At 61.2% G+C, this 18230-nt stretch carries 15 protein-coding genes; 8 read left to right on the forward strand and 7 right to left on the reverse strand.

What is annotated here, in order from left to right; genetic code table 11:
- The first annotated feature begins 4 nt into the window (after positions 1–4).
- Together D3Y59_RS03300 and D3Y59_RS03305 are read left to right on the forward strand one after the other, a co-directional pair.
- A complete protein-coding gene (locus D3Y59_RS03300; protein WP_205590868.1) occupies positions 5–469 on the forward strand; it encodes a DUF3093 family protein in 465 nt (154 codons plus the stop codon).
- Positions 470–624: 155 nt separating this feature from the next.
- Positions 625–3042 (forward strand): endonuclease MutS2, encoded by a 2418-nt coding sequence (locus D3Y59_RS03305; RefSeq protein ID WP_119443761.1) that lies wholly within the window; start codon positions 625–627, stop codon positions 3040–3042.
- A 67-nt stretch (positions 3043–3109) separates the two neighbouring features.
- Here the strand turns inward: D3Y59_RS03305 and D3Y59_RS03310 are convergent, their stop codons facing one another.
- The 5 genes from D3Y59_RS03310 to D3Y59_RS03330 all read right to left on the reverse strand — a co-directional run bounded on the left by D3Y59_RS03310 (position 3110) and on the right by D3Y59_RS03330 (position 8332).
- Positions 3110–4087 carry a hypothetical protein gene (locus D3Y59_RS03310; protein ID WP_119443762.1) on the reverse strand — a complete coding sequence of 326 codons (978 nt, stop codon included), beginning with the start codon at positions 4085–4087 and terminating at the stop codon, positions 3110–3112.
- Positions 4088–4245: 158 nt separating this feature from the next.
- Positions 4246–5271 carry a UDP-N-acetylmuramate dehydrogenase gene (gene murB / locus D3Y59_RS03315; protein ID WP_119443763.1) on the reverse strand — a complete coding sequence of 342 codons (1026 nt, stop codon included), beginning with the start codon at positions 5269–5271 and terminating at the stop codon, positions 4246–4248.
- Positions 5272–5390: 119 nt separating this feature from the next.
- Positions 5391–6800, reverse strand: coding sequence for a sugar MFS transporter (locus D3Y59_RS03320; protein ID WP_119443764.1), 1410 nt, complete (start codon positions 6798–6800; stop codon positions 5391–5393).
- Between the two features lie 75 nt (positions 6801–6875).
- A complete protein-coding gene (locus tag D3Y59_RS03325; RefSeq protein WP_119443765.1) occupies positions 6876–7895 on the reverse strand; it encodes a hypothetical protein in 1020 nt (339 codons plus the stop codon).
- A gap of 26 nt (positions 7896–7921) precedes the next feature.
- Positions 7922–8332 (reverse strand): DoxX family protein, encoded by a 411-nt coding sequence (locus D3Y59_RS03330; protein ID WP_119443766.1) that lies wholly within the window; start codon positions 8330–8332, stop codon positions 7922–7924.
- 118 nt (positions 8333–8450) lie between these two features.
- Between D3Y59_RS03330 and recQ the strand changes: the two genes are divergently transcribed.
- From recQ to D3Y59_RS03360, 6 genes are all read left to right on the forward strand, one after another.
- On the forward strand, positions 8451–10700 hold the full coding sequence (recQ, locus tag D3Y59_RS03335) for a DNA helicase RecQ (protein WP_119443767.1): 2250 nt from the start codon (positions 8451–8453) through the stop codon (positions 10698–10700).
- Positions 10701–11013: 313 nt separating this feature from the next.
- Positions 11014–11718 carry a DUF2306 domain-containing protein gene (locus D3Y59_RS03340; protein ID WP_119446297.1) on the forward strand — a complete coding sequence of 235 codons (705 nt, stop codon included), beginning with the start codon at positions 11014–11016 and terminating at the stop codon, positions 11716–11718.
- Positions 11715–12572, forward strand: a complete 858-nt coding sequence (locus D3Y59_RS03345) for a hypothetical protein (RefSeq protein ID WP_119443768.1) — start codon at positions 11715–11717, stop codon at positions 12570–12572. Before D3Y59_RS03340 ends, D3Y59_RS03345 begins: the two co-directional genes overlap by 4 nt.
- Positions 12573–12760: 188 nt before the next feature.
- The gene (locus tag D3Y59_RS03350; protein WP_119443769.1) at positions 12761–13060 is read left to right on the forward strand and encodes a hypothetical protein; all 300 of its coding nucleotides are present in this window, start codon (positions 12761–12763) and stop codon (positions 13058–13060) included.
- A gap of 129 nt (positions 13061–13189) precedes the next feature.
- Positions 13190–14020 (forward strand): LexA family transcriptional regulator, encoded by an 831-nt coding sequence (locus D3Y59_RS03355; RefSeq protein ID WP_119443770.1) that lies wholly within the window; start codon positions 13190–13192, stop codon positions 14018–14020.
- Positions 14021–14425: 405 nt separating this feature from the next.
- Complete coding sequence (locus tag D3Y59_RS03360; RefSeq protein WP_119443771.1) at positions 14426–15145, forward strand: pirin family protein; 720 nt, start codon at positions 14426–14428, stop codon at positions 15143–15145.
- Between the two features lie 142 nt (positions 15146–15287).
- Here D3Y59_RS03360 and D3Y59_RS03365 read toward each other — a convergent pair whose 3' ends face one another.
- Both D3Y59_RS03365 and D3Y59_RS03370 read right to left on the reverse strand, forming a co-directional pair.
- Positions 15288–17138, reverse strand: coding sequence for a M2 family metallopeptidase (locus D3Y59_RS03365; protein ID WP_119443772.1), 1851 nt, complete (start codon positions 17136–17138; stop codon positions 15288–15290).
- A gap of 120 nt (positions 17139–17258) precedes the next feature.
- Positions 17259–18200: a zinc-dependent peptidase gene (locus D3Y59_RS03370; RefSeq protein WP_119443773.1), complete on the reverse strand. Its 942-nt coding sequence runs from the start codon at positions 18198–18200 to the stop codon at positions 17259–17261.
- Positions 18201–18230 lie beyond the last annotated feature (30 nt).

The raw sequence follows: 18230 nt of genomic DNA on the forward strand, positions 1-18230 counted from the left end.
TCGCGTGGCAGATAACCAAGTATTTGATATGCAGGCAGCCAACCAAGTTTACCAGGTTACATTTCACAACTCCACGCTGTGGTGGGTAGCAACCATCGGCGGGGCGGTGTTGGGCATGGTAGTGGCCAATGCGGCGGGCATCGAGGTGAGCGGCTGGGCCCAAACGGCGCTGTTTGCGGCGGTAGTGGCGGCAGCCGTTTTCCTTGGCTTCAGGCTGGCCCGCAGCAAAGGCCGAATAGAGCTTACGCCCACCGAAATACGCCTGACCCGCGACTCGCAACCGGCCAAAGTTATCCAACGCGCCGACGTGGAGAGCTGCGCCGCCCGCATTTCCGACGACGGCTACGCCAAGCTGCTGCTGCGCCTGCGCAACGGGCAGCGCGCCAAAATTGTGCTGGCGCACAGCAGCGGCAACACCACTTTTGACGAGCTGGCCGAGGCCCTAGGTGCTGATATGTCGCGCGTGTAGCGGCAGCCGGCGGCAACAGGCCCGCCCACTTTGCGGGCGCCATCGTATAGCTTTGGCTGAATCTTTCGGGCCGCCGGCCTGTTAAGGAAGGCTGCCGGAGCCCAGCGCTGCCGGCTTGTATTTCTGACTACGGACTACTCAGTACCAAATACCTTTTGATTTACCCCCAAACTTTCGAGCAGAAAATCGGCTTTCAGCAAGTGCGCGAACTGCTGGCCGAGCTGTGCCTCAGCGCCCTAGGTCGGAACTACGTGCAGAAGATGCAGTTTCAGCCGCGGGCCGACGAGCTTACCAAGCTGCTGCTGCAAACCGACGAGTTTCGGCAACTGCTGCACAGCGGCGCCGATTTTCCCAGCCAATACTACCACGATGTAACCCCGCATTTGCTGCGGGCGCAGCTGCCGGGTGCGTTTTTGGAGGCCGGGGCTTTTTACGAGCTAAAAATGTCGTTGCGCACCATTCGGGAGGCGCTAACCTTTTTTACGCAAGCCCCCGAAGGCACGTACCCCACGCTGCGCCTGCTGGGCATTGGCGTGCAAGCCGACCGCAACCTGCTGGCCGCCATGGACAAAGTGGTGGACGACGAGGGCCACGTGCGCGACGACGCCTCGCCCTTGCTGCGCCAGATCCGGCAGGAGCTGATCAGCCGCCAAGGGATTTTGCGCCGCCAGATTGCCGACGTGTTGCGCAAAGCCCGCTCCGAAGGCTGGACGCCCGAAGGCGCCGAGCCCACCATCCGGGGTGGCCGCTTGGTGCTGCCCATCGTGGCCGAGCACAAGCGCCGCATCAAGGGCCTGATCCACGACGAATCGGCCACGGGCCAAACGGTGTACATCGAGCCGGAGGCGGTGTTCGAGCTGAACAACGACATCAAAGACCTCGAAAATGCCTGGCACCGCGAGCTGGTGCGCATCCTCACGGCCCTCACCGATCAGCTGCGACCGCACATCCCCGATTTGCGCCGGGCCTACCATTTCCTAGGTCTGCTCGACTTCATCCGGGCCAAGGCCCGCTTTGCCCGGCAGCTCGAGGCCACCTTGCCCAAGCTAAGCCCGCGCCCTTTGCTGCGCTGGCAGGCGGCCCGCCACCCCTTGCTCTACCTCAACTTCAAGGAGCAGGGCCGCGAGGTAGTGCCGCTCGATCTGGAGCTCAACGCCGAGCAGCGCATCCTCATCATTTCGGGCCCGAACGCCGGCGGTAAGTCGGTGGCCATGAAAACGGCAGGCTTGCTGCAATACATGCTGCAGTGCGGCCTGCTGATTCCGGTGGAAGACGGGTCGGAGGCGGGCGTGTTCGACGACATTTTCCTCGACATCGGCGACGAGCAAAGCCTGGAAAACGACCTGAGCACGTACTCCTCGCACCTCACCCACATGAAGCAGTTTTTGCTGCTTGCAGGCAAGCGCAGCCTCGTGCTCATCGACGAGTTTGGCACCGGCACCGAGCCCGTGCTGGGCGGCGCCATTGCCGAGGCCGTGCTGAGCGAGCTGAACCGCGCGCGGGCGTTTGGCGTCATCACCACGCACTACACCAACCTGAAAAACCTGGCTGAGCGCACGCCCGGCCTCGTGAACGGCGCCATGCGCTACGACCCCAAGCACCTGCAGCCGCTCTACCGCCTGGAGATTGGCAAGCCGGGCTCGTCGTTTGCCTTGGAAATTGCCCGCAAAATCGGCCTGCCCAAGACCATCGTGGAGCGGGCCTCGCAATTGGTGGGCAAGGAGAAAGTGCGCTACGACCGCCTGCTGGAAGAGCTGGAAGCCGAAAAGGCGGAGCTTGAAAAGCGCAGCGCCGAAGCCGAGAAAAACGAGCGTCGCATGAAAAAAGCGGCGCAGGAGTATCAGGACCTGAAAAACCACCTCGAGGAAACCCGGCAGGAGGTAATCCGCGAAGCCAAGCAAAAAGCCAAGCTGCTGCTGAAGGACACCAACGCGCAAATCGAGGCCACCATCAGCGAAATCCGGACGGCGCAGGCCGAAAAGGAGCAAACCAAAGCAGCCCGCCAAAAGCTCGACACGTTTGTGCAGAAAGAGCTGAAGCTGGAAGCCCCGAAACCGCGTGCGCACCGCGAAGTGGCCGACCCCAATGCCCTAAAGCCCGGCGACAAAGTGGCTTTGATAGGGCAGGAGGGCCACGGCGAGCTGGTGAGCCTGAAAGGGAAAACGGCTGAGGTACTGTTTGGCGGCTTGAAAACGCTGGTGAAGGTAACGCAGTTGGAAAAACTGACACGCTCCGAAATTCGGGAGCGGGAAAAGGAGGCTGCGCGCAAAGCTCCCGCCACCGAAGCCCGCGCCACCGGCGGCATGGACGTAACGGGCCGCATGGCCGGCTTCAGCACCACGCTCGATTTGCGCGGCGAGCGGGCCGAAGACGCCCTCCAGCGCATCATGAACTACGTCGACGATGCCGTGATGCTGGGCGTGCCCGAGCTGAAGTTTATTCACGGCCGCGGCAACGGGGTGCTGCGCCAGGTGGTGCGCGACTACCTGCGCTCGGTGCGGGCCGTGGCTAGCGTGGCCGACGAACACGCCGACCGCGGCGGCGACGGCGTGACGGTAGCCGTGCTGAAGTAACACTATTAAATGAAAAAAGGCGGCTCCTGTGCAGGGGCCGCCTTTTTTACGTTGCCGGTTTAAGGCCTTATTTTCTGGTTTTAGATACCACGCGGTTTTTCGAATCCGTAATCATGGGCACGGCTTCCGACACGGAGGTGCCCCGGGCGTTCGTCGACGACACGCGCACGTAGTACACCGTGGAGGGCTCCAGGTTGGTGAGCGTGAGCACGTGGTTCATGGTTTGGGCGTCGTCGGTAACCACGGTGCCCAGCTTGGAGGTGGTGCCGTACTCCACTTTGGTGTTGCCGGGGTTGGCCGTGGTAAAGTGCACCGTGAAGCTGTTTTTGCCGATTTCGGTAGGCACGGGCGTACCCACGATGCTGGGCCGGCCGCCGTCGATTTCCATGTCCGATTTCAGGCGGGGAAGCAGCTGGTAGCCCGTGGGCGTGCCGGTGGGCGAGTGCTGCCCGATCAGCCCCACCAGATCGAAGCGGTTTTCGGGCAGCGGCTTGCCCACCAGGCCTTCGGCCCCAGCCGAGGCGCCGTTGATGCGCACCAGCGCACCGGCCTGCCCGTTGATAAGGTAATTCATGTTGCCGGCCAGCTCGGCCGTGAGCGGCGTTCCGCCGGTGGTGGTAAGCGTGGTTACGCCCGTAATTTTCACCAGCCGGCCCTCGTGGGCCTCGTTGAACACGGTGTTCAGCGCGGCTACCGGCACCTCCACCATGCGCACGCGGCGCTTCGAGCCCAGCTTGGTAACGGCCGTAACGGGGTCGATTTCCAGCAGGCCGTTGTAGTTTTTGATTGTGCCCGAGAGCTGCACGCTGTCGCCGGCCACCAAGGTGGTGTACTCGGGCAGCTTGGTGCTGTACGCCGCAATGCCGGCGTCTTTGTCCTGGATGTAGCGTATCGCGCCCAACTCCGCACCGTTGGCCACCACGCCGCGAATGGTAACCGATGCCCCTGGCCCAGCCGCGCGCGCGGCCGAAATGGAAACTACTGATTGAGCGGCGGCAAAGGAGCTGCCACCGAGCAGCAGTGCCAAAAGCGTAAACGTTTTCATGTGTAGTTGCAAAGGGGCTATTGAGGGGTTGGCAAAACGAAGGTTAAATATCTGTACTTTCTCTTACAGTTTTACTTATTCCAAGCGCTTAACATTCAAATAACACCGACGCCCTAGGTGCTCGAGGGGCAGCCGGGCGGCCACAGGCCCACCCAGGCCTACAGAATATTTACCTCGGGGTGTAGCTCAATGCCAAACTTTTCGCGCACCGAAGCAATGATTTGCTGGGCTAGCGCGTGCACCTCGGCGCCCTTGGCGCCGCCTAGGTTCACGAGCACCAGGGCCTGCTTGTCGTGCACGCCGTGGGCACCGGCGCGGTGGCCTTTCCAGCCGCATTGCTCAATCAGCCAGCCGGCGGGCACTTTTACGCCGCCGGGCACGGTGTAGCCCGGCATATCGGGGTAGGTGGCTTTGAGGGTATCGAACTTTTGCTGCGAGACTTCGGGGTTTTTAAAGAAAGAGCCGGCGTTGCCAATTTCCTTGGGGTCGGGCAGCTTGCTGCGGCGGATGCTGATAACGGCCTGGCTTACCTGCTGCGGCGTGGGCTCGTCGGTGATGCCCATGTCTTCGAGCGTGGCCCGAATGGCCCCGTACGATACGTTGGGCTGGTGGCGGCGGTGCAGGCGCAGCACCACGCTTGTTACGATGTACTGATTTTTGAGGGGCCCCTTGAACACCGATTCGCGGTAGCCGAAACCGCACTCCTCGCGCGAGAAGCGGCGCAGCTGCCCGGTGGCAATTTCCATGGCCTCGAGGTGGTCGAAGGCGTCTTTCAGCTCCACGCCGTACGCCCCGATGTTTTGGAGCGGCGCGGCGCCCACCGTGCCGGGTATCAGCGAGAGGTTCTCGATGCCGGCCAAACCTTCGCTCAGCGTAAACTCTACCAACCCGTGCCACGATTCGCCCGCGCCGGACCGCACCAGAGCATTTTCGCCGTCGGCCTCCAGGGTTGTTTCGAGCCCGCGGATTTCGTTTTTCAGCACCACGCCTTCGAAGTCGCGGGTGAAGAGCAGGTTGGAGCCGCCGCCCAGCACCAGCTTTTCGGCTTGCTGCACCTCGGGCAGCTGCAACAAGGCGCGCAGCTCTTCGGCGCTGCCAAAAGTGGCGAAGTAGCGCGCTGTTACATCGATACCGAAAGTGTTGTAGGGCAAAAGCGAAACGTGGTGCTGAAGCTGGGCCGACATACGGAGGAATAAGAATGCTATGGCAAAGGTAGTGCAACGCGTCCGGGAGCAACCGAAAACGGCGGCGCCCGCCCCAAATGGGGGCGGGCGCCGCCGTACAGAATACCGGTCCTAGGTGGCTAGCGCACCCGGTAGCCGCGGAGCGCGTAGTACAGCAGGTAGGCGTAGCAAAGCGCGGGCAGCAAAAACGCCACGCGCAAACCGCCGCCGTAGGTAGCCAACAGGCCCATGAGCAGCGGCACCACCGCGCCGCCCACAATGGCCATAATCAGGTACGAGGAGCCTTGCTTGGTAAACGGTCCTAGGCCCTTGATGGCCAGCGGGAAGATAACCGGCCACATAATGGAGTTCATCAGGCCGCAAAGCACAATCAGCCACAAGGCGGTTTCGCCCTGGGTGGCAATAGAGGCCAGCACGAAGGCCACGGCCGCGGCGCACACCGCAACCAAAGCTTTGCGGTCGTTGATGCGGGTGAGCAGCGGAATGCCTACCACCCGGCCCACCAACGAGCCAAACCAGTACGAGGCCACCATTACGGCCCCCACGGCTTTGGTGAAACCGGCGGTGGTGTCGATGGGCGCTGGCGGCTGGCCGAGCAGCACGGCAATGAAGTTGGTGGCCACGTTGAGGCCGCGCACAAGGCTTTGGGTAAAATCACTCAGCTGCGTGATGCCTTGGGCTTCGCCGTAACGGATTAGGAACGAGCCGAGGCCCACCTCCACGCCCACGTACAAAAAGATAGCCACCACACCTAGGGCCAAGTGCGGAAAGGCAAGGGCCGAGCGCCGGCCGCTGGCGGCAGCCGCTGCGTCGGCGGGGCTTGCCTCATCGGCTTGCATGCCCTCGATTTCGGGGAGCTTTAGCAGGAAGAACACACCGGCCAACAGCGTTAGGAACACGGCCAGGCCAATGTACGGGGCCTTTACCAGGGTGGCTTCTTCGGCTAGGCGCTGCGCTTCGGGCAACGACGCCAAGCGAGCTTTGAGTGCCACCGAGCCGCCAAACAGCAGCATGCCGCCGAGCAGCGGCGACAACGTGCCTCCGAAGTTGTTGGCCACGCCCACAACGCTCACGCGGCTGGCAGCACGACTGGCCGGGCCCAGCACCGAAACGTAGGGGTTGGCGGCCACTTGCAGCAGCGTAACGCCAGCACCCAACACGCTCAGGCCCAGCAAAAACACGCCGAAAGTGCGCGTATTGGCGGCCGGCACAAACAGCAGCGCGCCCGCGGCCATCACCAGCAAGCCCACCACAATGCCGCGCTTATAGCCCAGGCGCTCCAGCACCCGGCCCGCCGGCAACGACATCAGAAAGTAGGCCCCAAAAAACGCGAACTGCACCAACGACGACTGCAAGTCGGTGAGCTGGCACACGTCCTTGAGGTAGGGCATCAGCACGTCGTTGAAGTTCGTGACGGCCCCGAACAGGAAAAACAACGAGGTCATGGCCGCCATGGGCAGCGCATAGCTGCGCGTGGTGGCCGGGCCGGCAGTGGGTGGGGGAGTAGCCTGCGAAACGGGAGTCGCCATGGGAAAGTGGAGCTGACGGGAAAGGGAGGCGCTAAAGATAGAAAAAGGAGCACGCGGGCCCCGCGGCCGGCGCGCCTACAGCGGGTACTTTTGGCGCAGCTGCTTGTAGCCGGGGTATTCCGTCAGGTCGGTTATCGACTCGAACATGCTCACGAGCGTGCGCACAAGTTCGGGGTCGGTGGTGCGCATGGCCCGGGGCTCCGTTACGCTCTCGAGGTTGTACTGACCTAGGAAGGTAACCATGGCCCGGTAGGGGTTGGCGGCTTTGCTATCGACACAGAGAAAAAGCTGCAGCGGCAACGACAGCAAGGTAAGGCACGGGGGTACCTGGGCTTGCTTTTGTTCGTCGTGCTCGGCAAACAGCTCGAACGACTCCCGGATTTGCCGCAGCGTGGTAAGGTGCAGGTTGACGTGCTCCTGCCACACCGCCTCGGTAAGCGGCTCGTTGCCCCGAAACTGCATCCACAGACCTAGGATGTAATGGTAGTACAGCATGTTCGACGAGGCCGGCGGGTAATGCGCCTGGGTTTCGTCGACGGCCAGCGTGGCCAGGTAAAACTCGCGCGTATCGTGCGAGCGGAGCAACAGCTGCTCGTGTATCTGGCCGGTGATGCCGCGCATTTCGCCTTGGTTGAGCGGCGGCACGTGGTATTTGGCGTAAAACGTGCCGATGGAAGCCGTCGGGACCATTACACCCAGAAACTCGGCCCCGGCCGATTCGGCCAGAAAGTCGCGGATTTCCTTCTGAATATTGGCAAAGCCCTTAAACAGCTCGCGGGTGGAGTCGGAAATGGTGGTTACGGCCATCCGGATCTGCTCCTCGGCCTGGTAGCTGCTGGCTACCAAGCGGCGCGTTTCCTCGGCCATTTGGTGCATTTGCACCAAGGTTTCGTCGGTTTTGCGCGAGGCCGCATCGGCTGCCAGCCAGCTCTGAAAAGCCACAAACAAGCCCAAGAACGAGGCCACACTGCCAATAATGGAATACTCTACCCCAAGGCTTCGGGCAAACACCACGCCCGCCACGGTTAGCACCACGAAGAGCACCAAGTAAAACAGCCGGCTTTTGTTGGGGTCGAAAAAGAAGGGCTTTTGCATATCGGCACAAAATATAGCCTGCCCTGCTACCGATTCTGCCCTAGGTCAAGATCTTTCTGCGGGCGCGTGTACCACCAGGCCCAGGCAATGAGTACGCCCTGCAGCGGCAAGCGCGCCCACAGCACCCATTGCGGGAGGCCCAAGCCGCCGCCCGGTAGGCGGGCCATGTACATATTGGCCGGAAAAACCGCTACCAGCAGCGCCACCAGCCCCCAGGCAGCCAGGCGCCTGGTAAGCCGGGGCAGCAGCAACAAGCCCAAACCTATTTCGGCCGCGCCGCTAATGCCCACCAGTGCCTCCGGCGCCGGCAGTTGTGGCGGCACGATGCGAACAAACGGCTTGGGGTTGGTGAAATGAAAAATGCCTGCCGTAACGAACAGCGCCGATAAGCCCAGCAGGCCCAGGCGTCCCAGGCGAGAGGTAAAAGAAAAGATCATGATAGTGGAAAAACCGGTTTGGCCAGCGCGGCAGAAACCCTGCTGCTTACGCACGTTTTTAGCTTTTTGATAGTTTGTTTAGCTTAGAACTACCGCCAAACAGACGTATTTTTACCGAATGTTATTTGCTACCGAACCCCTCGCACCTACGCTCGATTCGGCTCGCCGCGTGCTCAAGCAGTACTACGGCTACGACTCGTTCCGGCCCATGCAGCAGGACATCATCCAGAGCATCCTAGGAGGGCGCGATACGGTGGTGCTGATGCCCACGGGCGGGGGCAAATCGGTGTGCTTTCAGGTGCCGGCCATGGTGCAAGAGGGCGTGTGCGTGGTGGTGTCGCCGCTGATTGCCCTGATGAAGGACCAGGTGGAAGCTCTGAAAGCCAACGGCATAGCGGCCGCTTGCATCAACAGCAGCGTTGGCCAGGCCGAGCAAAACAGCATTGGGCGGGCGTGCCAGGCCGGCGCGCTTAAGCTGCTGTACGTATCGCCCGAAAAGCTCCTCTCCGAAGGTTTTCTGAGCTTTCTGAAACGCATTCAGGTGAGCATGTTTGCCATCGACGAGGCGCACTGCATTTCGTCGTGGGGCCACGATTTCCGGCCCGAATACACGCAACTGCGGGTGCTGCGCGAGCAATTTCCGGAGGTGCCCATTATTGCCCTTACGGCCACCGCCGACCGCCTTACCCAGCGCGACATTCAGCAGCAACTGCGCCTGAACGACCCGCAGGTGTTCTTGTCGTCGTTCGATAGGCCCAATTTGTCGCTGAACGTGCGCCCGGGCCAGGACCGCGTAAACGGCATCATCAACTACGTGAAGCAGCGGCCCACCGAGCCGGGTATTGTGTATTGCCTTTCGCGCAAGCAGTGCGAAACCCTAGCGGGCAAGCTCAAGGAAAAAGGCTTTAGGGCCGGCTTTTACCACGCCGGCATGACGGACCGCGCCCGCTCCGAGGTGCAGGAGCAGTTTCTGCGCGACGACCTGCAGATCATTTGCGCCACGGTGGCCTTCGGCATGGGCATCGACAAGAGCAACGTGCGCTGGGTGATTCACTACAACCTGCCCAAAAACATCGAGGGCTACTACCAGGAAATCGGCCGTGGTGGCCGCGACGGCGCCCCCGCCGAGGCCGTGCTGTTTTACAGCTACGCCGACGTGGCCCAGCTGCGCGACATGATTACCAAGGACGCCGACCCGCGCCTGGCCCAGCTGAACACCACCAAGCTCGAGCGCATGCAGCAGTTTGCCGAAGCGGCCTCGTGCCGCCGCCGCATTTTGCTGGCGTACTTCGGCGAGGTGCTCGACAAAGACTGCGGCAACTGCGACATTTGCCGCAACCCGCCCGTTACCTTCGACGGTACCGAGCTGGCGCAGAAGGCGTTGTCGGCGGTGGCGCGCACCCGCGAGCAGGCCCCGCTTACGCTCATAGCCGACGTGCTGCTGGGGCGCCGCAACCAAGCCGTTATTGGCCGCGGCTACGACCAGATCAAGACCTTCGGGGCCGGGGCCAACCTCTCGTTTCTTGACTGGCAAAGCTACCTGCACCAGCTCCTCAACGACGGGCTCCTGTACATTGCCTACGAGCAAGGCTACGCCCTGAAGCTCACCGACCTAGGCTGGCAAGTACTGAAGGGCGAGCGGAAGCAGCAGCTCAAGCAATTTCAGGTGCCGGCCAAGGCCGAAAAAGCGCCCAAGGGCCGCGCCGCCAAAGCCGCTGCCGGGCCACGCTTGGTGTCGGTTACCGACGACCTCTTCGACCGCCTGCGCCAGCTGCGCAAACGCATTGCCGACCAGCAGGGCGTGCCGCCGTACGTGGTGTTTTCGGATACCACGCTGCAGGAAATGGCCGTTGAGCGGCCGCGCACCCGCACGGCCATGCTGGCCATTTCGGGCGTGGGCATGAAGAAGTTCGAAACCTACGGCGAGCAATTTATCCAGCTCATCAACGAGTTGGCCGGTGCTCCCTCGCCCGACGACGTGCCCGACCTAGGCGCCGACGACGATGTATCGGCAGCGCCCAAAAAGCGGCCCGCGCCGGGCAGCACTTTCGTCGACTCCTGGAAGCTCCACCGCCAGGGGCTGTCGGTGGAGCAAGTGGCCGAGCAGCGGGGCTTGTCGCCGAGCACCGTGAAGTCGCACCTCGAAACGCTGTACGAAAAAGGCTACCAGCTGCGCACCGAGGAGTTCCTGACCATGGACGACTTCGCCCAGATCAAAATGGCAGCCCAGGAGCTGGGCCCTGAGCTGCGCCTGCGCGACCTATTCGACCACCTGCGCGAGCGGTACGACTACTTTCAGCTGCGCCTTGCCCTGATTTACGACAAGCGCATGCGCGGCGAGCTGCCCACGCAACCTGTTGATGCCTAGGTTGTTCTAGTGCAACGACTGTTTGGCAAGGTACGCCCAAGTGCCCAAGCCAAGCGGACTTATCCTGAGTCTGCTTGGCTTGTTTTGTTATTTACCGGCCGCAACGGCAACCTTCGTTGGCATCGGTTGAAAGTCAGCAAGTTAGGTGCAAATGCTCTTCGGTTTCAGGTGCAACTTGGCACCTAGGGCAAGGGTATGGGTCGGGCCATCAGCTGCCGAAAAGCCGGAATATGCACCACGAAATATATTTCCGGAGCGCACGTTTCAGCTAGGCAAATTGCTACTTTGTACAATCAAGCCGTTGCAATTCTTCATGCCTAGGTTTTCGCCCGTCCGCCGCGCTTTGCAGATTCTCATCGGCTTGGCCGTGCTAGTGTTTGCCGGGCGCATGTTGGTGCTCACGGTGCCGTACCTAGGTTTGGAGCCGGGCATTGGTTTTCTCACCACCAAATCGGCCGAAACCAACGGCAACCTGCTGTTTCGAATCGGTTTTTACGTGCACATCACCACCAGTTTGGTGGCTTTGCTGGCCGGCCTGCCGCAGTTTTTTCCGCGCCTGATGCAGCGCCGCCGGGCCCTGCACCGCCGGTTGGGCCAGGTGTATGTCGTTACCATACTGGCTTTGGCGGCGCCTTCGGGCCTGATATTGGCGCACTACGCCAACGGCGGGCTGGTAGCCCAAGTGGGCTTTACGCTGCAGTGCGTGGTGTGGTGGCTGGCCACGTGGCAAGCCTACCGGCTGGCCCGCCGCGGGCAGTGGCAGCTGCACACCGACTGGATGGTGCGCTGCTACGCCGTAACGCTGGCCGCCCTCAGCCTGCGTCTCGAAAGCTACGGCATGTACTACTTGTTCGGTACCAAGCCCATCGAAACCTACCTCACCGTAACGTGGCTTTCCTGGACGGGCAATTTGCTGGTGGCCGAAGTGCTGGTGCAAGCCGGCGTGGCCAAGCGCCTGTTGCGCGATTTTGCTTCTCCCAAACCCAACCTCCAAGCACAGCCTGCTGTACCCGCATGAAAACCTCTGTGTACCTCCTTGTCGTGGCGGGCTTGTGCCTGGGTGCCTGCCAGCGCCAGCCCGAAGCCAGCCGCCCCGTGGCGGCAACCAAGCGCGCCCAGGCCGCCCCCGCGCCGGCCGGCGTGGCCACCAGCAATAAAAAAGCTGCGCCAACCGAGGCCGCCGCGCAACCGGCACCCGCGCTTACGCCCGAAATGCAGGCCTTTCTGCGCGAGCACGACCTAACCGAGGTGTGGTGCACCGCCACGGCCGAGGGTCCCGCGGCCTACCCCAACAACGGCTTTTTCGGCCCGGAGCGCTACCGCATCGAGATGGTGTTCCTGGAAATGCACCGCGACGAGCAGCGCCCCGAGCTGATGCACGTGCGCGGCAAAAGCCGCTACAAGAAAATCATCACGCCGTTTGAGGGCACGCTTACCATCAGCGAAATCCATGACCTCAAAGCCGACCCCGAAATCTTAATTCGCGAGGGCAACCCGGCCTACTCGGTGGTGGGGCGCTTTGAGCTGCGCGAAGACCCAACCACCAAAGGCGCTGGCGTGTACCGCGGCCAGTTTGGGCTCGATTTTCAGCTTGATACCGACGAAGGTTTGGTACTCGTCGATTCGGGCGAGCAACTGGCGGCGCGCGCGGCGGGTACGCTGTTCAAGGGCGAGTGGGTGAGCAACAAAACCGGCAACCGCAAGCCCATTTTGTGGGGCCAGGATTTTACGGCCATTGGCAACGAAATTCTGGAAGAGTTCAGCGTGGGCATGCGCGAGGTACAGATCAACCCGAAATACGCCAAGCTTGGCTGGGACTCCTACTGGGAAAACGACGAATGGTGGGTGGATGCCAAGGTGGCTCGCCTTTAGCAGTGGCCATCCGGAACTCTTGGGGAGGTGAACTGGACGTAACTCCGAGCGATTGAGCCAGCCGATACGGCTTTCAGCCGCGTTACGCCCAAAGGGCCTGACCTTAGCGCGAGCTGCCCTGGCACGCGCTAACCGGCACGTTTTGGCTGCAGGAAGAAGGTGCGGGCGGCGGACGTATTGCCGGCACGGTGGCCGCCGATTTCCTTTTCGATGAGGAGGGCGAGCTTCAGCTAATCAACCGGTTTGCCCACGCGCATGCCAAAGGGGCGGGCGTGCTCTACGAGGGCCGCTGGCGAGCTGCTTCCGGTAGCAAATCGCGCCCGGTTAAGTGGGGCGCTGATTTTATGAGGCACGCGGCGTACATCAACACCGATTTCCAGGCGGGCGAGCGAACGTGGCGTATCAGCCCGCGCTACCAAAAGCGCGGCTGGGCTGCTTTCTGGCAAAACGACGAGTGGTGGGCCGAGCCGGTGGCGCCGCGTATTTAACCTATTGGGAAAGCCGGTTTTTTGGAAAAACTTTTGGCTAATTGAATTAGTAAAAGCCATTCTCTGTTGCTACCTTCACGAGCCGGCAAGCCACTGAGGGCGAATTCTGTTAGCCGGCCACCCCGCCCCATGATCAACACGAACCTTAAATTCTGGCGCCGCGAACTGGGCCTCACCCAAGCGCAGCTAGCAGATAAACTCAGCATCAAACGCTCCCTCATCGGTGCGTACGAAGAAGGCCGCGCCGAGCCCAAGCTCACTACTTTGGTGAAGATGGCCCGCCTGTTTGGCATTTCGCTGGATGCGCTGGTAACTACCGACTTCTCGAAGAAGCGCCAGGCCGCCGCCGTAATGCGCCAGCTGCAAAACGTGCCCGCCCTAGGTGCCGACGGCGCCGATGTGGCCACCGTGGCCGAGAAAACCAAAGGCGACAACCTGCGCGTGCTCGCGTTTACGGTTGACCAGGACCAAAACGAGAACATCGAGCTGGTGCCCCTAAAGGCCTCGGCCGGTTACCTGAACGGTTACGCCGACCAGGAATTTATCGAAGAGCTGCCCAAGTTCCGGCTGCCCATGCTGGGCCAGAACGGCACCTTCCGCGCGTTCGAAATTTCGGGCGACTCGATGCTGCCCATTGCCTCGGGTACCGTGATTGTGGGCCGCTACGTGGCCGACTGGAACGAGGTGAAAGACGGCACGCCTTGCATTGTGGTTAGCAAAAAAGAGGGCATCGTATTTAAGCGCGTGTACAACCGCCTGAAGGAAGCCGCCTCGCTCACGCTGCACTCCGACAACCCCGTGTACTCGCCCTACGAAATTGACGTGGAGGACGTGCTCGAAATTTGGGAAGCCAAGAGCTACATCAGCAGCACGTTCCCGATTGCCGACCTTTCGCTAAACCGTTTGGCCAGCATCGTGCTCGACCTGCAAAAGCAGGTGACCACCATGAAGAAAGCTTAAGTACGGATTCAGGCGGATATCTCTTATTCCGCTGATTTTGTGGACGTAACCGTACATGCAGCCCGGCCGTTTGGTCGGGCTGCTTGCGTTTGGGGCGGGCCTTAGGTGGCCGGTGCGCTGCCCAGGTAAGGCAAGCCACGCCCTAGGTCTTAGGGGCATTGGCGAAGCACAGCACCTAGGCAGGAACCTTCGATTGGCTGATGATGCGCATTATGCGGATGGGTTTGGGTACTCTGGTAGCTAAGCAACTAAGCCGAGGCGCAATTGCCTGGGCCACGAAATCCGCCGAATCCGAACAATCTGCCCCAATCCGCGGTCTAACTTTAGCCTGCCGAGCCGCGTATGCGGGGCAGCTTATATTGCATCCTCACCACACCCCCTGACACCCCAAGCCCGACCACGACCATGCTCACTTACATTCCGGCTACCGAACGCTACCACGCCCAGCCCGTTGCCTGGCTCAGCAGTTTCCATTTGTTCAGCTTTGCCGAGTACTACGACCCCAAGAACATGCACTTCGGGCCGTTGCGCGTGTTCAACGACGATACGGTGGCGCCGAACGCGGGCTTTCCGCAGCACCCGCACCACGAGATGGAAATCGTGAGCATTGTGCTGGAGGGCGAGATTACGCACGAGGACACGATGGGCAACAAAACCACCATCAAGGCCGGCGAGGTGCAGCGCATGACGGCTGGCACCGGCCTGGCCCACTCCGAGTACAACCGCACCGATAAGCCCCTGCGCTTTTACCAGCTGTGGTTTATCCCGAACATGAAGAGCCTCTCGCCGAGCTACGAGCAGAAGGATATCGATTTCCTGGACAGCAAAAACGAGCTGATTCCGCTGGTATCGGGCCAAAAGGTGTTGGAAGACGTGGTGTACATCAACTCGAACAGCACCATTTACTGGAGCAACCTGCGCGCCGAAAAGGAAATCGAGTTCAAGACCTTTCCCATCCGCAACACCTTCATTTACCTGAAAGAAGGCAGCATCTTCGTGAACGGCACCGAAATGGGCCCCGGCGACCAGGTGCGCTCCACCGACGAGCACGTAATTCACATCCGGGCCGAGCGCGACGCCCAGTTCATCCTTATCGACCTGCCCGCCGCCGAAGCCAATTATTAATTGCCGGGCTACCTAGGGAAAAACACGTGACGCCTGATGCCGGTGAGCAACGCCAGCTAGCCAGCCGCTCGCAAACCCACCAAAACAAAGCGCGGGCGCAACCAATTGGTTGCGCCCGCGCTTTGTTTTGGCAATGCCGCAATTACATCGTGTATTTGCGGCCCTTGTTTTGCTGCTTGAGGTACGTCATCAGCGGCTCGAAATAGGCTACCATGGCGCGGGCCGAGAGGTCTTCGCCGGTTTTCTCGCGGAGGAGCTGGCGCCAGTCGGCGGAGGCGCCGGGGTACATGATGTCGTGCAGGAACTTGCCAACTTCCTTGTTGCCGTAGTAGTTCGTAGCGTGCGGGTCCTGCTTCAGGATGTTGCGCGAAATGTGGTCGTGCAGCTGGAACAGGATGACGTAGCTAAGGGCGTAATCGTAGTACTGCGCCGGGTCGTCGTTGATGTGGGTTTTGGTGGCCGGGTCGAGGTATTGCTCGCCGCGGTTGGTGGGCGGTACAATGCCTTGGTACTGCTTGGCCAGCTCCCACCAGCGGGCGTTCAGCTGGTCTTGCGAGAGGTTGTCGGCATAGAAGCTGTTTTCCCACTCGCTCATTACGCCCGAAGCAAACGGAATGAATACCACGTAGTTGAGCGCCTCCTTCAGCAAAGTTTGCGTTTCGTTGGTCTGGGTTTTAGCATCCACCAAGCCTAGGCCCGCCAAGAAAGGTTTTTGCGTGGCGGCCAAGCCCATCAGCGAGCCCATGGCCTCGTGGTAGCCGCGGTTGGCGCCGCCCCGCAGCAGCACCGGCACATCGGGGTTGGTGTAGGAGAGGTAATAGTAAATGTGGCCAAGCTCGTGGTGGGTGGTTTCGTACCACTCGGTGTTCGGCTCCACGCTCATCAGGCTGCGCACGTCCTGGTTCAGGTCCATGTGCCAGGCCGAGGCGTGGTTGTTTTTCTTGTAGTTGGCGCCGGCTGGCAGCGGGTAGAGGCTGCTTTTTTCGTAGAAACTTTTGGGCAGGGCCGGGAAGCCCAAGCTCTGGTAGAAGCGCTCGGCCTGCTGCACCTGCCACTCGGCGCCTTTCTTCTGCAAGGCGGCGTCCAGGTTCAGCCCTTTTACATCAACCATGGCGCTCCAGTCCTGGCCCCAGCGGTTGGGCAGCCAGTGGGCGGGCAAGTAGTCGGGCACCTGCTTTTGGCCGTATTTTTTGGCCAGCTCGTAGCGGGCGTAGGTGTGCAGCTCGCGGTAGAGCGGGCGCAGCTCGGTGTTGATTTTGCGCACCAGGGCCATCATCTCCTCACGCGTCATGCCATAATCGGAGGCCTGGTAGGTGAAGTAGTCGGGGTAACCTAGGGCTTTTACCACCTGGTTGCGCAGGGTGCGCAGGTTCAGCAAGCCCTCCTTGAGCGTGGGGCCAACGGCTTTCGATGCTTCCCACGCAGCGAGGCGGCGCTGCGGGTTTTTCTCGTCGCGCAGCACGCGGTCGAGGTCGTTGGTAGTTACCGACTTGCCGTTGTACTTGTAATCGTAGCCGTAGAGCGTCTCCGTCTGCTGGGTTTCGGCTTTGATGCGGCGCTTCACCACATCGGCCACGGTTTGGGGCGAGCCGGCCGCGTTGTACAGCGCGGTTTGCAGCTGCTTTACCTGAATCGGCGTCAGGTCGGCTTTGTGCTCGAGCAGTTCGCGCAGCCGGTTGATGTTTTCGACCGAACCAGTAAAGGCCGCCAAGGCTTCGTTGGCGCGGGCCGTGGCGGCGGCGTTGGTGGTGTCGCCGGCCACAATGCGGGTGTTGGAGCGCCACTCGGCCTCAGCCGATTGCGTGTAAAGCTGCTGGTACTTCGCCGAATACGCTTGCAGAAACTGATCGGCCTGCTCGCGCCAGTTTACCGGGGCTGGGGCCGTAGCCGCCGGTGCCGTTTCGGTAGCCGTAGCCGCCGCGGGGGCCGAGGCTTTTTGGGCGCAGCCCGCCAGCAGCGTGGCTGCAAACAAAGGAAGGAGTTGCTTTTTCATGAGAACCAGTGCGTGGGGATGCTAGCCAGAATGCTACTGGCTGCGGAATGCGTCCAAAATAATCATCCTGCGGCGAATCTGCAGAACCGACAAAGCACCTAGCAGCCCAGTGCAAGCCTACTACGACTGCAGCTCGGCTACCTCCTCCAATTGGCAGCACTGCTTGAACTTCTTGCCCGACCCACAAGGGCATGGGTCGTTGCGGCCTAGGCGCTTGGGCGCTTTCTTTAGCAGGCGGCGCGGGTCGAAGCGGGCGAAGCGCATGCCGGGGTCCTGGCGGAAAGTGCGCGTGAGCAGTTGGTACAGCTCGGGGTGGTGGCTTTCGAGCTGTTCGGGCTTCTCGAAAAAGTACTCCAGCACCACGGCAAAGAACTCGGCCGGCGAAGTGCCGGCGTAGTCGCCGATGCTCGATTTGCCCGCCTGAATTTGCTCCATCTCGGCTTGCATCAGCTGTTTCCACTGCGGTACCAGCTCACGGGGCAGCATCAGCAGCGGTACGCCGTCGATTTGGCCGTCGGCTTCGTCGAGCAAGTGCGCGAACTCATGAATGCCCACGTTTTGCTTGTCTTTCGCGTCGCGAAAGCCCTGCTCCAAGGCGGCTTTGGAAAGGCGCATGTAGTGGTCGGTCTGGAAGTTTTGTACCGAACCGAGGAGCGTGCCTTCGAGCGGCGCCACTTCCTGTTCTTTGTCGGTGGGCAGTTTCCAGGCATCTGGGAACACCAGCACTTCGCCTAGGTTGTCGTACTCCCAACCACCCCGAAAGCCGAAGATGGGAATGATGGCTGAAGCGGCCACGAGCAGGCGGGTGTTGTCGTCGATGCGGGTTTTGATGCCGGTGATGCGCGTTTGGGTCAGAAACAGCTGCACTTGCTTTTCGAAGCGAAGTTTTTCGGTGTCGGTAAGGGCGCTGTAAAAGGCCACGCGCTCGGTCAGAATTTCGCGCCATGCTTCCGGAAAAGGTTGGGCCAACGCTTGGGCGCGCTGCCGCGAGCCGCTGGTGACGTAGCGGTAAATCAGAAAGAAAATGCCGGCCAGTAGGGCCAAGCCAATCAAGTAACTCATGCTGCGCTACAACGCGCCCGCCCTAGGTTG

Origin of the sequence: Hymenobacter oligotrophus, from assembly GCF_003574965.1 — a bacterium.
Classification (GTDB): Bacteria; Bacteroidota; Bacteroidia; order Cytophagales; family Hymenobacteraceae; genus Solirubrum; species Solirubrum oligotrophum.

Bases quoted from the DNA above. Each gene is read 5' to 3' on its own strand.
- D3Y59_RS03340 (WP_119446297.1), top strand. From the start codon at position 11,014: ATGCCTAGGTTTTCGCCCGTCCGCCGCGCTTTGCAGATTCTCATCGGC.
- D3Y59_RS03310 (WP_119443762.1), bottom strand. From the start codon at position 4,087: ATGAAAACGTTTACGCTTTTGGCACTGCTGCTCGGTGGCAGCTCCTTT.
- D3Y59_RS03345 (WP_119443768.1), top strand. From the start codon at position 11,715: ATGAAAACCTCTGTGTACCTCCTTGTCGTGGCGGGCTTGTGCCTGGGT.
- D3Y59_RS03330 (WP_119443766.1), bottom strand. From the start codon at position 8,332: ATGATCTTTTCTTTTACCTCTCGCCTGGGACGCCTGGGCCTGCTGGGC.
- D3Y59_RS03325 (WP_119443765.1), bottom strand. From the start codon at position 7,895: ATGCAAAAGCCCTTCTTTTTCGACCCCAACAAAAGCCGGCTGTTTTAC.
- D3Y59_RS03365 (WP_119443772.1), bottom strand. From the start codon at position 17,138: ATGAAAAAGCAACTCCTTCCTTTGTTTGCAGCCACGCTGCTGGCGGGC.
- D3Y59_RS03370 (WP_119443773.1), bottom strand. From the start codon at position 18,200: ATGAGTTACTTGATTGGCTTGGCCCTACTGGCCGGCATTTTCTTTCTG.
- recQ (WP_119443767.1), top strand. From the start codon at position 8,451: ATGTTATTTGCTACCGAACCCCTCGCACCTACGCTCGATTCGGCTCGC.
- D3Y59_RS03355 (WP_119443770.1), top strand. From the start codon at position 13,190: ATGATCAACACGAACCTTAAATTCTGGCGCCGCGAACTGGGCCTCACC.
- murB (WP_119443763.1), bottom strand. From the start codon at position 5,271: ATGTCGGCCCAGCTTCAGCACCACGTTTCGCTTTTGCCCTACAACACT.
- D3Y59_RS03320 (WP_119443764.1), bottom strand. From the start codon at position 6,800: ATGGCGACTCCCGTTTCGCAGGCTACTCCCCCACCCACTGCCGGCCCG.
- D3Y59_RS03360 (WP_119443771.1), top strand. From the start codon at position 14,426: ATGCTCACTTACATTCCGGCTACCGAACGCTACCACGCCCAGCCCGTT.